Source organism: Agromyces sp. Y558 (assembly GCF_059445415.1).
The window spans coordinates 49878-62389 of the sequence record NZ_JCAIUH010000001.1; the positions used below are offsets into that span (position 1 = coordinate 49878).

Below are 12512 nucleotides of genomic sequence, written 5' to 3' on the forward strand. Positions count from 1 at the left end.
TCGATCAGTGGATGGCTCCGGCTGATGCCGCGCCGCATCGGGCACCGGCTCACGGCTCGACGGCGCGGGGCGCGCGCCGGAACGGGATCGAGTTGCCGAGGCAGAAGACGACGAGCAGCCCGGCGAAGTACACCGTCGCCCAGACGCCGCGCGGGCGTGCCAGCCCGAAGGCCGGGCCTACCGCATCGGGTACGACGACGGCGAAGACGACGACCGGCGCAGCGGCGACCAGACCGGTGAGGATCCTCGCCCAAACCGGCCCGATCCCCGACAGGGCGTATCCGCCCGTGACGCCGATGAGCGTGACGGTGATCGCCGTGACGACGGCCATACCGAGGTCGGCCCACGTAGTGACCCCGGTCAATGCGGCGAGCCCGAAGAGGAGGGGTGACAGGGCGAACCAGCGCCGCCATCGCGGCATGTTGTAACGGCGCAGGTACTCGGCCCAGCCGAACAGGCCGCCGACGATCGCCGCGGGCGCCAGGATCTGGATGAATGTGCCCGACCACTCGACGGTCGACGCGACGCCGGCGAGCACCGACATGAGGCCGCGGAAGCTCGCGGCCCAAGCGAGCCCGATCACGGCACCGAGCACGACCAGCCCCCACGGGCTTCCGGCGCCCGGTTCGATCGACTCCTCGCGTGCGCGCATGAACGGCCCATTCCCCCGATCCGCGGCGTGCAGGGCGCAGGGACCCCTCGTGCGCGCCACGCTACCCGCGCCCGATGCTCGCCTCATCCCCCACTTCGGGGATCGTCGGGGTGCGGAGCACCCATCCGTGCCGCCACGTGGACGTGGGAGCGCACGTGCGCGGATAGGCTCGAAGCATGGCTGCTGAGAAGCCGATCACCGTCACGCTCACCGGCGCAGGCGGACAGATCGGATACGCCCTGTTGTTCCGCATCGCATCGGGAGCGCTGTTCGGCCCCGAGACATCCGTTCGGCTGAACCTGCTCGAGATTCCCCAGGGGGTGCGTGCCGCCGAGGGTGCCGCGCTCGAGCTGCAGGATTCCGCCTTCCCGCTGCTGTCGCACGTCGAGGTCTACGACGATGCGCGGGCGGCGTTCGCCGGTTCGAATGTCGCGCTTCTCGTCGGCGCGCGCCCACGTGCCGCGGGTATGGAACGCGGCGACCTGCTCGCGGCGAACGGCGGCATCTTCGGCCCGCAGGGCGAAGCGATCAACGCCGGAGCCGCCGACGACATCCGCGTCGTCGTGGTCGGCAATCCGGCGAACACCAATGCGCTCATTGCAGCAGCGCATGCTCCGGATGTCCCGGCCGCGCGTTTCACCGCGCTCACCCGTCTCGACCACAATCGTGCGCTGGGCCAGCTCGCGGCGGCGGTCGACACCCCCGTCGGCGACATCCGCGGCGTCACCATCTGGGGGAACCACTCGGCGACGCAGTTCCCCGACATCGCGCACGCGACGGCGGCGGGCGATTCGGTGCCGGCTCTGCTCGCCGCCCGTCTGGGAGGCGTCGACGCGGCGAGGGAATGGCTCGTCGACGAGTTCATCCCCCGGGTCGCGAAGCGCGGCGCCGAGATCATCGAGGTGCGCGGTTCGTCGTCGGTCGGGTCTGCGGCGAGCGCCACGATCGATCATGTGCGCGACTGGGTCGCGGGTACTCCGGCCGGGTGGACGAGCGCCGCGGTCGTCTCCGACGGGTCCTACGACGTGCCAGAGGGGCTCGTCTCCTCGTTCCCGGTGGAGTCGGTCGATGGGGTTTGGCGCATCGTGCAGGGCCTCGAGGTCGACGCGTTCGCACGGCACCGCATCGCGGCATCCGTCGCCGAACTCGAGGAGGAGCGCGAGGCGGTGCGCTCGCTCGGCCTCATCTGACCTTCTCGCGACCTCGTCGTTCGAGTAGGCCGCCAGCGCCGTGTCGAGACCTCGCGACCGGTCTCGATACGCTCGCTTCGCCCCCTACCCGACCAACGTGTGCCGCTCTGGTCGACCCGCGTGCGCACGTAGGCTTGGTGCATGGCACTACGGATGACTCCCGCACGTCGCAATCAACTCATCGTCGGGCTCATCGTCGGCGCGATCGTCGGGGTCGGCATCAGCCTGTGGACGGGGTTCTGGCTCTGGTCGGCTGCCGGAGTCGTGGTGGGGCTCGCTGCCGGTGCACTGATGAAGCCGCCGTCCGAGCAGTGACCGGCTCTCAGGCGGCGCGCACCGATGCCACGTACCCTTCGATGCCGTCGATCACGCGGGCGAGCCCGAATTCGAACGCTCCGAGCGGATCGGCGGGCGCCTCGTAGGCCTCGCCGGCCGCCTGGCCCACTCGACCTGAGATCGGGTAGCGCTCGCCGTCCATGATCTGTTCGAGCAGCGGCGCGTTGCGCTCCCACCACTCGAGGTCGGACTCGGCACTCGATCGCCGCAGCCGTTCGGCATCGAGGTAGGCCCGTGCTGGCCCGCCGACGAACCCGAGCAGCAGCGTGATGACGCGGTCCATGTCGAGGTCGGCGAGGCCGAGCCCGTCGATCGCGCCGAGGCACCACTCCCAGTGGTCGGAGACGTTCGGGCCGAGTGGCGGCCTGCTCGTATCGATCGCGAGCAGCCACGGATGCCGCAGGTACTCGCCCCACTGCAGTCGTGCGATCTCGGTGAGCCGCTCGCGCAGGCTGCCCTCGAGTGCGGGCAGCAGCACCTCGCCGGCGACCTGGTCGACCATGAGGTCGATGAGCTCGGCCTTGCCGGGCACGTAGGTGTAGACCGACATCGGCTTGAGGCCCAGGCGATCGGCGATGCGGCGCATGGAGAGCGCGTCGATGCCCTCTTCGTCGGCGATCTGGATCGCTGCCTCGACCACCTCGTCGACGCTGGAACGCTGTTTGGGCCCGCGGGAGCCGAGCGGTTCGCCGAGCCGCGCACGCCAGAGCAGCCGCAGCGTGCGGTCGGGTTCGCCGCGCCCGGTGGATTCGGTCGACATGGCGCTAGCCTACATTCTTCGTATGGTGTACGGTATGCAAGAAACAAGTCCGTACGGCGTACGTTGAAGGATGCGATGACACTCATGACTCCGCCCAGAACCACTGAATCCACTGCCCTTCGAGCGGTCGGCCTCCGCAAGCGCTACGGCGGCGAGCACGCACTCGACGGCTTCGACCTCGAGATCGCCCGCGGCCAGGTGCACGGACTCCTCGGCCCCAACGGCGCCGGCAAGACCACCGCCGTGCGCTGCCTGACCACGCTGACCGATCTCGACGCCGGCACCGCCGAGATCGACGGCATCGACGTGCGTCGCCACCCCGCCCGCGTTCGCGAGCGCATCGGCCTCGTCGGCCAGTTCCACGCGGTCGACGAGGCACTCACCGCCCACCAGAACCTCGTGCTCTTCGCACGTCTGAGCGGGCTCTCGAAGGCCCGCGCACGGAGTCGCGCCGATGATCTCCTCGGTTCCTTCGAGCTGACGGATGCCGCGTCCCGCACCGTCTCCGGATTCTCCGGCGGCATGCGGCGCCGGCTCGACATCGCGGCGAGCCTCGTGCTGACTCCTGCGATCCTCTTCCTCGACGAGCCGACCACCGGACTCGACCCGCGCGGTCGGGCCACCGTCTGGCAGGCCGTACGCGAGATCGCGGCCGCCGGCACGACCGTGCTGCTGACCACGCAGTACCTCGACGAGGCCGACCAGCTCGCCGATCGCATCTCGGTGATGGATCACGGCAAGGTCGTCGCCGAAGGCACGCCCGGTGAGCTCAAGCGCAGGCTCGGCGGCGACCGGGTCGCCGTCGTGATCGCTGAAGCCACTCGGCTCGACGAAGCGGCCGAACTCATCGGGCGAACCGTGGGGGTCGAGGCATCCGTCGACACCGACACCCGAACCGTCACGGTCGAGGTCGCCGACGGCCAGAAGGCGCTCGCCCCGATCGTGCGCACTCTCGACGCCGCCGCCCTCACCGTCGACGACCTCTCCCTTCGCCGACCCACCCTCGACGAGGTCTTCCTGCACCTCACGGGGCCGGGCCAGGCCACGCCACCATTCGCTGGCCGAGTAGGCCCGCCAGAGCCGTATCGAGACCCGGCACAAAGCACCGAGGAGGCACGATGACCGCCGTCACCCCACCCACCGCCATCGCCGACGCATCCGTCATTCGGGACCGCCGCCCGAACGCCGCCCGCGAAGGCTGGCTGATCGCCGGACGCGACATGCTGCACTGGGTACGAGAACCCTGGGGCATCGTCTTCGGACTCGCCTTCAACATCATGCTCATCCTGATGTTCGGGTTCCTCTTCGGCGGCGCGATCGAGCTGCCGGGCGGCGGCGACTACATCGCGTTCCTGCTGCCCGGCATGTTCGCGCTCACGATGCTGTTCGGGCTCGAATCGACGATGACCGCGATGGCGGAAGACGCGAAGCGCGGCATCACCGATCGATTCCGTTCGCTGCCGATCGCGAGCGCTTCCGTCGCCCTCGGTCGCGCGATCGCCGACCTGGCCTCCTCAGCCCTGAGCCTCGGTGTACTCATGCTCGGCGGCATGCTCATCGGCTGGCGCCCGACCACCGGCCCGGGCGAGATCGCGCTCGGCATCGCGCTGCTGCTGTGGCTCCGCTTCTCGCTGCTGTGGCTCGGCGTCTTCCTCGGCCTGCGGTTCAGGAGCGCCGGCGCGACGACCGTGGTGCAAGTACTGGTCTGGCCGATCGGATTCCTCTCGACCGTGTTCGTCTCGGCCGAGACGATGCCCGGCTGGCTCGGCGCCGTCGCCGAGTGGAACCCGGTCTCGGCGACCGCGACCGCGACGCGCGAACTGTTCGGCAACCCCACGGGCACAACGAGCGGATGGTTCGCGGAGAACGCCGTGCTCGCGGCATCCGTCTGGCCGCTCGTGATCACCGCGATGTTCCTGCCGCTCGCGGCGGGCGCTTACCGGCGCCTGCGGCGCTGACCACTCTCGCTGCCGCGCAGGTCGTGAGCGGGCGCCGACGTGCGCGAAAGTAGGACACGCGAAAGTAGGACATAGGCCGGTTTGTAGGACGCTGGACTGCATTCGCGTCCTACAAACCGGCCTTCGTCCTACAATCCGGGGATCCGAACGGAGCAGCATCGCGAGGAGCAAGACATCCGCGGGGAGATGCAGCGCACCCGCGGCGAGCAAACGCACCCACGGGGCGATGCAACGCAACCGCGGAGAGCTGCAACGCACCCGCGGGGCGAAAGGATGACGGAGAGGAGGGTGCTACCTCTTCTTCGACTTCTCGGGTACCGGGAGGGTGCCGGCAGCGCGCTGCGCGGCGTAGTACGCACGCGCCTCGTCTTGACGCTCCTGCTCGGCGCCCGACGCGATCTTCGCGCGCAGGTGCTCGGGCTGGTAGCCGAACGCATCGACGAGATCTTGCGCGTGGGGGCGCAGGCGCTCGACGAGCCGGTCGATGTACGCCGCAACCGCCTGCGCGCGCTTCGGCGAGAGCCGGCCGTTGATCAGGTACCACGCGAGGTGCTTCTCGACGAGTCCGAGGCCGAAGAGATCGCGCACCCAGGTGAGCACCTGCTTGGTGCCGGGATCGGTCGTCTTCGCGAGGGCGCGGGTGAACGCCTCCCACTGCAAGAGCTCGCCGTGGGCGCGAGCAGCCTCGATGAGCTCGTTCTGGTTGCGGTTGAACGCCGCGGCCGCGTCGGCCTTCGGCAGTTTCCGCGCGTCGCGCAGTCGCCCGGCGATCTCGGCGATCATGGCTTCGACCCGGTCGGTGAGCAGCTCGCGCTGCGTCCGCTCGTCGCGGAGCTCTGAGACCGAGCGCGCCGTCGAGCCGAAGTCGGCGATGGTCTGCGCGAGGCTGCGCAGGCCCGTGCCGTGATAGGCCCGGTCGGCGGTCTGCTGCACGACATATCGTGCCATCGCACCGGCGTCGGCATTCGCGAACTGCTTCGAGAAGTCCGTCAGCAGGCGCTTGGCCACGAGCTGCAGCAGCACGTTGTTGTCGCCCTCGAAGGTCGCATAGACATCGAGGTCTTGACGCAGGCCCACCATGCGGTTCTCGGCGAGGAATCCTGCACCACCGGATGCCTCACGGGCCTCCTGCAAGGTCTCGAGCGCGTGCCACGTCGACAGAGGCTTGAGCGCGGCCGCGATCGTCTCGAGGTCTTGGCGGTCGTCGTCGGTGTCGGCCGCTCCAGAGAAGACCGAATCGAACTTGACGAGGAACTCGTCGTGAGCGAAGATCTGCGCGTACGTCGTCGCGAGCTTCGGCAGCAGGCGACGCTGGTGACGCTGGTAGTCGAGCAGCACCTCTTCGTCGGTGTCGCTCGCCGCGTTGAACTGGCGACGCTGGTTGCCGTAGGTGATCGCGATCGTGAGGGCCATCGCGGCAGCGGTCGTCGCCGCGCCGTCGAGCGAGACTCGGCCCTGCACGAGCGTGCCGAGCATCGTGAAGAAGCGGCGGCCCGAGCTCGCGATCGGACTCGAGTACGTTCCGTCTTCGGCGACCGAGCCGTAGCGGTTGAGCAGGTTCGCGCGCGGCACGCGCACGTTCGTGAAGTGCAGGCGGCCGTTGTCGATGCCGTTGAGCCCGCCCTTCAGGCCGTCGTCTTCACCGCCGATTCCCTTGAGGAACCCGCCTTTCGCGTTCCGCAGCGGCAGGTAGAACGCGTGCACGCCGTGGTTCACGCCCTTCGTGACGAGCTGCGCGAACACGACTGCCGCGGTGCCGTGCACCGCTGCGTTGCCGAGGTAGTCCTTCCAGGCGCCGCGGAACGGGGTGTTGATGACGAACTGCTGCTTGGCCTCGTCGTACGTCGCGGTCGTGCCGATCGCCGCGACATCCGAACCGTGCCCGGTCTCGGTCATCGCGAACGCGCCCGGCACCTTGAGCGACATGATGTCGGGCAGGAACGTCTCGTGGTGGTACTCGGTGCCGAGGTGCAGCACGGCCGCACCGAAGAGGCCCCACTGCACGCCCGCCTTGATCTGCAGGCTCGGGTCGGCGATGACGAGCTCTTCGAAGGCGGCGATGTTGCCGCCGTGGTCGTCGTGACCGCCGAGCGACGTCGGGAACGCGCGGTGCACGGCTTGCGTTTCGACCAGGATCTTCATTTGCTGCAGCACGCGCTCGCGATGCTCGGCCATCGGCTGGCCCTCGATGCGCTGCAGGCCGGGGCGCGCGGCGCGCTCTCGCGCCTCGAGGCGGATGTCGGGCCAGGTGCCGAGCAGTTGCCGGCCGAGCGTGGCGACGTCGATCTTCGACTGGGCCGCCACGCCGTCGGCCGCTTTCTGCGACGGTGCAGATGCCGCGGAGCGCGCCGACGTCGGCGGCGCCGTGTCGGCCGATCGCTCAGGCGTCGTCGTCTGCTGCTGCTGCTGCTTCGAAGTCGTGCGGGGTGCCGTGTCAACCATCGTCGGTGTCTCGTCCTTCGTGTGCGGTCTGGGCTTCATTCCAAGGTAGGACGGGGCGACGTGGCGGGGAAACCCTGCATCCGTGCCCTACAAAACCGCCCGACGACGCCTCGTGAGCGACTGTGGCAACCCTACAAACTCGCCGCCGCCGCGCATTCGAGAATCCACAACGGCAACCTCGAGACGCCCGGCAGCACGGCCGCAGTCGACGGCCGCCGTGCTCAGCTGCGGAAGAACGCGTTTGCACGCCCCGACCACAGGAGGGCCAGGACGATCACCGAGATGGCGACGCTGAAGTACTCGCCGATGGCTCCGGCCGGGTAGGCGATGGCGAGGAAGACCGAGCTCACGATCGAGAGCGCCTGGAAGATCGTCACGACGACGCGCGCACCGGCACTGCCTCGGAGGAGTCCCCCGGCGACGGCGATGAGGACGATACCGATCAGGATCGTGAGGATCGCCGAAGTGATGAGCTGACCGGCGCCGCCGAACTGCTCCACGGTGGCAGCGATGCTCGTCTGGAAGAGCAGGATCGTGCCGCCGACGATGTCGAGGAGCCCGCCGATCCAGACGAGCACCGCGATGAACGTGACACCGCCCGGGCGGCCGATCGCGTTCACGCGGGGCTCCGGCTTCCGAAGAACACGCTCGACTTGTGCCCCCAGAGCAGGAACAGCACGATGAGCGAAACGACGATGCCGAGCCATTCGCCGACCGCACCGCCAAGGTATGCGAAGGCGAGGAAGAGCGAGCCGATGATCGAGAGCACCTCGGCGACCGTGATGATCATGCGGGAGACCCAGTTGCCGCTGAGGAGGCCTGCGGCGACGACCACCACGATGAGGCCGAGCACGATGGAGCCGATCGCGGCGGCGTAGAGCGGGCCGCTGCCGCCCAGTCCGTCGACGACGGATGTGACGCCCGCCTGGAACAGCAGTATGGTTCCCGAGACGATGTCGAGTGCGCCCGCGATCCACGCGAGTACCGCGACGACAGTCACACCTGTCGGTCGAGTCAACTGATCGGACATGCCGAGCCCCCCTTGCGCCACCCCGCGCAGCGCCTCTGCGCTGATGCTAGCGCTGTCGGGGCCCGCCTGTCTCACAACTCGCGGAGCGGGGGCGCAGCCCGAGCGCCCGGGGCCATCTGAGCACCGGTGACGCCCGAACGCCCGGGGCCACGCGCGCTCGCGTCAGGCCGAGCGCTGATATGCGCGGAACGCGCGCGTCGCGACCCAGGCGAGCACGGCCGTGAACGCCGCGAGCAGCCCGAGGTTGCCCCACACGCTCGCCCAGTCCGGGCTCGCACCGAGCGCCTCGCGGCCCGCCACGACCGCCCACTCGAAGGGGTTGAAGCGCGCGACATCCGCGACCCAATGGGCCGACAGGCTCGTGTCCATGAGCGCCGAGCTCAGGAACATGAGCGGGATCGTGATGAGCTGCGAGATGCCGATCAGCACGTTCTGGTTGCGCGCGAGCAGTGCCGCCGCGTTCGACAGCGCCGAGAACGCCGCCGTGAGCAGCATCGCCGCGAGCAGCAGGATCAGGATGCCGCCGAGTGAACCGCCGAACTCCCCTGAGCCTGTCGAAGCGCCGAACCGCGCGCCGCCGAGCCAGGCGACGCCCAGCACGATGAGCGACTGCACGAGCGTGAGCAGCGCTTGGTACACGAGCGTCGAGACCATCATCGCGCCGCGGCTCGTCGGCGAGGTGAGGAATCGGTCCATGACGCCGCGTTCCATGTCCTCGATGTAGCTCGTGCCCGCCCAGGCACTGCCGAACAGCGCCATCATCATCACGATGCCGGGCGTCAGGAACTCGAGATAGTTGTCGCCGCCCTCGAAGCCCGGGATCTCGACGACGCTCTTGAAGAGCTGGCCGAACAGCAGCAGCCAGATGAGCGGCTGCACGACGTTCATCACGATGAACGCCGGAATGCGCACGGCCGCCCGAAGCTGCCGGAGCGTGAGATATGCCGTGTGTCGGAAGAAGTTCGGGCGTGCGTATGTCGGCGCCGCGGTCACGCGGGCCGGGCGGGTGATCGTGGTCATGATGCGACCTCCTCGCGTGCGGCATCGGATCGGTCGGCATCGGCCTCGACCTCGGCGTCTCGCTCGACATCGCGCGAGGAACGCTCGTGCGCCGAGGCGAACGAATGCCCGGTGTGTGCGAGGTACACGTCGTCGAGGCTCGGCCGCGAGACGGTGGCGGATGCCACGGTTACGCCCTCGGCGTCGAGCGCACTGAGCACGAGGGGCAGCGCAGCGCCGCCGTCGTCGGCACGGGCGCGCACGGCGCGACCCTCGACGGCGACCTCGCGCAGTGCACCGAGGCGGCCGATCGCCTCGACTACTCGGGCGACGACGGATGCCTCGTGGAACTCGATCACGATGGCGTCGCCACGCAGCTCGCTCTTCAACTGCTCTGGCGTGCCCTCGGTAACGACGCGACCGGCATCGACGATCGCGAGCCGGCTCGCGAGCCGATCCGCCTCTTCGAGGTAGTGGGTGGTCAGCAGCACGGTCATGCGCTCCTCGCGGGACATCCGCTCGATCTCGGCCCACATCTCGGTGCGCGCCTCGGGGTCGAGGCCCGTCGTGGGCTCGTCGAGGAAGAGCACCTGCGGGCGGTGCATGAGCCCGATCGCGACGTCGAGCTTGCGGGCCATGCCGCCCGAGTACGTCTTCACCTGACGGCGGGACGCGCTCGTGAGCGCGAAGCGCTCGAGCAACTCGCCGGCCCGGGTCCGTGCAGCACGAGTCGACATGCCATGGATCTGCCCCGCGAGCACGAGGTTCTCCAATCCCGTGTCCATGGGGTCGGACACCTGCTTCTGCGCGACGAAGCCGATAGCGCTGCGCACCCGCTCCGGATGCCGCCGCACATCGATGCCGGCGACGAACGCCGTGCCGGAATCGGCATGCGAGAGCGTCGAGAGGATCTTGACCGTCGTCGACTTGCCGGCGCCGTTCGGCCCGAGCAGACCGAAGACGGTGCCCGCCTCGGCCTGGAATGTGAGCCCGTCGAGGGCTCGGATGCGATTGTCGGTCCTTGAGCGGGCCGAAGGGCCGCGCCCCTGCGAATAGGTCTTGACGAGATCGACGGCCGCGAGGGCCATCCCGTCGGGTGATGCAGCCATGAGGCTCTCCTTCAGTGGGGAGCCGTTCGGTCGTGAGGCGTGGCCGGTAGAATGGCGGCACGCACTGGGGTGGATTCGATTCACGTTGAACGACTCGGTTGCGAGATGGCTCGGGTGTTGCCGCATCCGGGCCATCGATCTTTGTGTACTGGTCAGTACGCCTCATGAGTGCGTCTGGTCAGTACGATTTCTCAGCGCTCTGCTTCGGCGGCTCCTTCCGCGAGGTATCGGGCGAGCTGCGACTCGATCTCGTCGGCGCTCGCGCCGGCAGCGATCAGCTCGTGCATGGCCTTCCAGGCGTCGAGGCCGCCGAGTTCGCCGGCTTCGAGACGATCGAGCATCGTGGCGACGAAATCGCGCTCGGCGCGGGTCATCGCGACGCGATACTGGAACTCGACGAGGAAGAGCTCTGGAAGCGCGAGCTGCGCCGACTGCTCGGCCATGGAGGATCGCTGGTCGAGCTCGGCATCGAGTCGTTCGAGACGCTCGCGCAGCAGGGCGCTCGCCTCGTCGGGAGCGAGCAGTGCGATGAGCGAGAGCCCGGTCTCGAACGCCGGGTACTCCTTGACCGGCACGGCGATGAGCTCGCGCATCCAGTCGTGGGCCTCGGCCCGGCCTGCGTCGGTGATCGCGTAGACGATGCGTTCGGGGCGATTGCCCTCGCGCTCGACACGCGCCTCTTCGATGAGGCCGTGCTTCTCGAGCGACTTGATGATCGCGTAGAGCGAGCCGAAGTTCAGCCGGATGCTGTCTTCTTTGCCGCGCTCGCGCAGCGTGGTCGTGATCTCGTAGGGGTACATCGGGCGCTCCCACAGGCTCGACAGCACTGCGAGTGCAAGCGGGTTGCTCACCGGTCGACGCGACATACTCACCTCCAAATACTTTGATCAGAGTATATCGCGAGTTGGCGTTCGTCAAGGTTGGGGCTCCCACCCCGTTGGTCGAGTTGCGCTGCCACACCCCGCTCAACCGGCACATGCGCAGACCGGTGTCCTAAAATCACACAGACGCGAGCACCTGGGAGGGAGCCGATGCAGGAGTCTTTGCTGCTCGATCCTGCGGAGGAGAACACCTATCGGCTGCTCGTCGGCCTCGCCGTTGCGCGCGCCGACCAGCTGGCCGAGGTCGCGGGGCTCACCGCCGAGCACGCCGGTGACCTCCTGCGCAGGCTGGAAGCGAAGGGCCTCGTGGTCCGGCACGGTGAGGATCCGGTCTTCCGACCACAACCGCCGGACGTTGCGCTCGGCACCGCCCTGCTTCGACGCCAGGAGTCGCTCGAGGACGACCGCCAGCGCGTGGCCGCGCTGAGCGAGGACTTCCGGGCCGTCGCCCGCCGCCGCGACGCCGACCACGTGGTCGAGGTCGTCAACGGAGCGGGGGCGCTGCGCGAGCGGCTCCGCGACCTGCAGCAATCCGCACGCGAGGAGATCCTCTGGTTCTGCCGGGCCAACCCGCTCGCCATGCAGGGCGCCGATAACACCGAGGAACGCGACGCCCTCGCGCGTGGCGTCCGCTACCGGGCCATCTACGAACGTGCGCTGCTCGAAGGACCCGGCGAGCTCGACAGCGTGCTCGAGGGCATCGGCTGGGGCGAGGAGGCGCGGGTCGCGCCCGCTCTCCCGATCCGGCTTGCGATCATCGACCGGCACACAGCCATCTGTCCCCTGATCCACGACCAGGAGCGCGGCCTCGGCGAGCCGAGCGCGGCGGTGATCCGTGGTGGCGAACTGCTCAACGCCCTGCTCGATCTGTTCGAGGGTCACTGGGAGCGAGCCGGCCCGCTGCCATCCGCTGGTGCTGCTGAGGGCGGCGACGAGACCAGCACTGCGGTTCAGGTCGACGGGATCGGCGACGCGGAGCGCCTCCTGCTCTCGCTCGTGGTCGCCGGGATTCCCGACAAGTCGATCGTGAACCAGCTCGGGATCAGCCGGCGCACCGTGCAGCGCCGCCTCGACCGGCTGATGGCGATCGCGGGCGTCGACACCCGCACCGCGCTCGCCTATCAGGCGGCGCGGCGCGGGTGGCTGTGACCCGGC

General features: G+C 69.0%; 13 protein-coding genes. 5 read left to right on the forward strand and 8 right to left on the reverse strand.

What is annotated here, in order from left to right:
* Nucleotides 1-49: 49 nt before the first annotated feature.
* Nucleotides 50-652 (reverse strand): hypothetical protein, encoded by a 603-nt coding sequence (locus AC1C2T_RS00230; RefSeq protein ID WP_495383806.1) that lies wholly within the window; start codon nucleotides 650-652, stop codon nucleotides 50-52.
* A gap of 176 nt (nucleotides 653-828) precedes the next feature.
* Here AC1C2T_RS00230 and AC1C2T_RS00235 point away from each other — a divergent pair, with 176 nt between their 5' ends.
* Together AC1C2T_RS00235 and AC1C2T_RS00240 are read left to right on the forward strand one after the other, a co-directional pair.
* Nucleotides 829-1842, forward strand: a complete 1014-nt coding sequence (locus tag AC1C2T_RS00235) for a malate dehydrogenase (RefSeq protein ID WP_495383807.1) — start codon at nucleotides 829-831, stop codon at nucleotides 1840-1842.
* Nucleotides 1843-1983: 141 nt separating this feature from the next.
* A complete protein-coding gene (locus tag AC1C2T_RS00240; RefSeq protein ID WP_495383808.1) occupies nucleotides 1984-2157 on the forward strand; it encodes an HPP family protein in 174 nt (57 codons plus the stop codon).
* A gap of 7 nt (nucleotides 2158-2164) precedes the next feature.
* Here the strand turns inward: AC1C2T_RS00240 and AC1C2T_RS00245 are convergent, their stop codons facing one another.
* Nucleotides 2165-2938, reverse strand: a complete 774-nt coding sequence (locus tag AC1C2T_RS00245; protein WP_495383809.1) for a TetR/AcrR family transcriptional regulator — start codon at nucleotides 2936-2938, stop codon at nucleotides 2165-2167.
* Between the two features lie 84 nt (nucleotides 2939-3022).
* On the opposite strand from AC1C2T_RS00245, the gene AC1C2T_RS00250 reads away from it, so the two are divergent.
* Both AC1C2T_RS00250 and AC1C2T_RS00255 read left to right on the forward strand, forming a co-directional pair.
* Nucleotides 3023-4060 (forward strand): ATP-binding cassette domain-containing protein, encoded by a 1038-nt coding sequence (locus tag AC1C2T_RS00250; protein ID WP_495383810.1) that lies wholly within the window; start codon nucleotides 3023-3025, stop codon nucleotides 4058-4060.
* Nucleotides 4057-4896, forward strand: coding sequence for an ABC transporter permease (locus AC1C2T_RS00255; protein WP_495383811.1), 840 nt, complete (start codon nucleotides 4057-4059; stop codon nucleotides 4894-4896). The genes AC1C2T_RS00250 and AC1C2T_RS00255 overlap by 4 nt, the downstream gene beginning before the upstream one ends.
* Before the next feature lie 291 nt (nucleotides 4897-5187).
* On the opposite strand, the gene AC1C2T_RS00260 is transcribed toward AC1C2T_RS00255, so the two are convergent.
* The 6 genes from AC1C2T_RS00260 to AC1C2T_RS00285 form a co-directional block, all read right to left on the reverse strand.
* On the reverse strand, nucleotides 5188-7338 hold the full coding sequence (locus tag AC1C2T_RS00260; RefSeq protein ID WP_495383812.1) for an acyl-CoA dehydrogenase family protein: 2151 nt from the start codon (nucleotides 7336-7338) through the stop codon (nucleotides 5188-5190).
* Nucleotides 7339-7559: 221 nt separating this feature from the next.
* Nucleotides 7560-7958, reverse strand: a complete 399-nt coding sequence (locus tag AC1C2T_RS00265; protein WP_495383813.1) for a DUF7144 family membrane protein — start codon at nucleotides 7956-7958, stop codon at nucleotides 7560-7562.
* On the reverse strand, nucleotides 7955-8368 hold the full coding sequence (locus AC1C2T_RS00270; protein WP_495383814.1) for a DUF7144 family membrane protein: 414 nt from the start codon (nucleotides 8366-8368) through the stop codon (nucleotides 7955-7957). Before AC1C2T_RS00270 ends, AC1C2T_RS00265 begins: the two co-directional genes overlap by 4 nt.
* Nucleotides 8369-8530: 162 nt before the next feature.
* Nucleotides 8531-9388, reverse strand: a complete 858-nt coding sequence (locus AC1C2T_RS00275; protein WP_495383815.1) for an ABC transporter permease — start codon at nucleotides 9386-9388, stop codon at nucleotides 8531-8533.
* The gene (locus AC1C2T_RS00280) at nucleotides 9385-10476 is read right to left on the reverse strand and encodes an ATP-binding cassette domain-containing protein (protein WP_495383816.1); all 1092 of its coding nucleotides are present in this window, start codon (nucleotides 10474-10476) and stop codon (nucleotides 9385-9387) included. Before AC1C2T_RS00280 ends, AC1C2T_RS00275 begins: the two co-directional genes overlap by 4 nt.
* Nucleotides 10477-10667: 191 nt before the next feature.
* Entirely contained in the window at nucleotides 10668-11327 is a 660-nt protein-coding gene (locus tag AC1C2T_RS00285; RefSeq protein WP_495383817.1) for a PadR family transcriptional regulator, read from the reverse strand.
* A gap of 180 nt (nucleotides 11328-11507) precedes the next feature.
* Here AC1C2T_RS00285 and AC1C2T_RS00290 point away from each other — a divergent pair, with 180 nt between their 5' ends.
* Nucleotides 11508-12506 carry a hypothetical protein gene (locus AC1C2T_RS00290; RefSeq protein WP_495383818.1) on the forward strand — a complete coding sequence of 333 codons (999 nt, stop codon included), beginning with the start codon at nucleotides 11508-11510 and terminating at the stop codon, nucleotides 12504-12506.
* The last annotated feature ends 6 nt before the right edge of the window (nucleotides 12507-12512 follow it).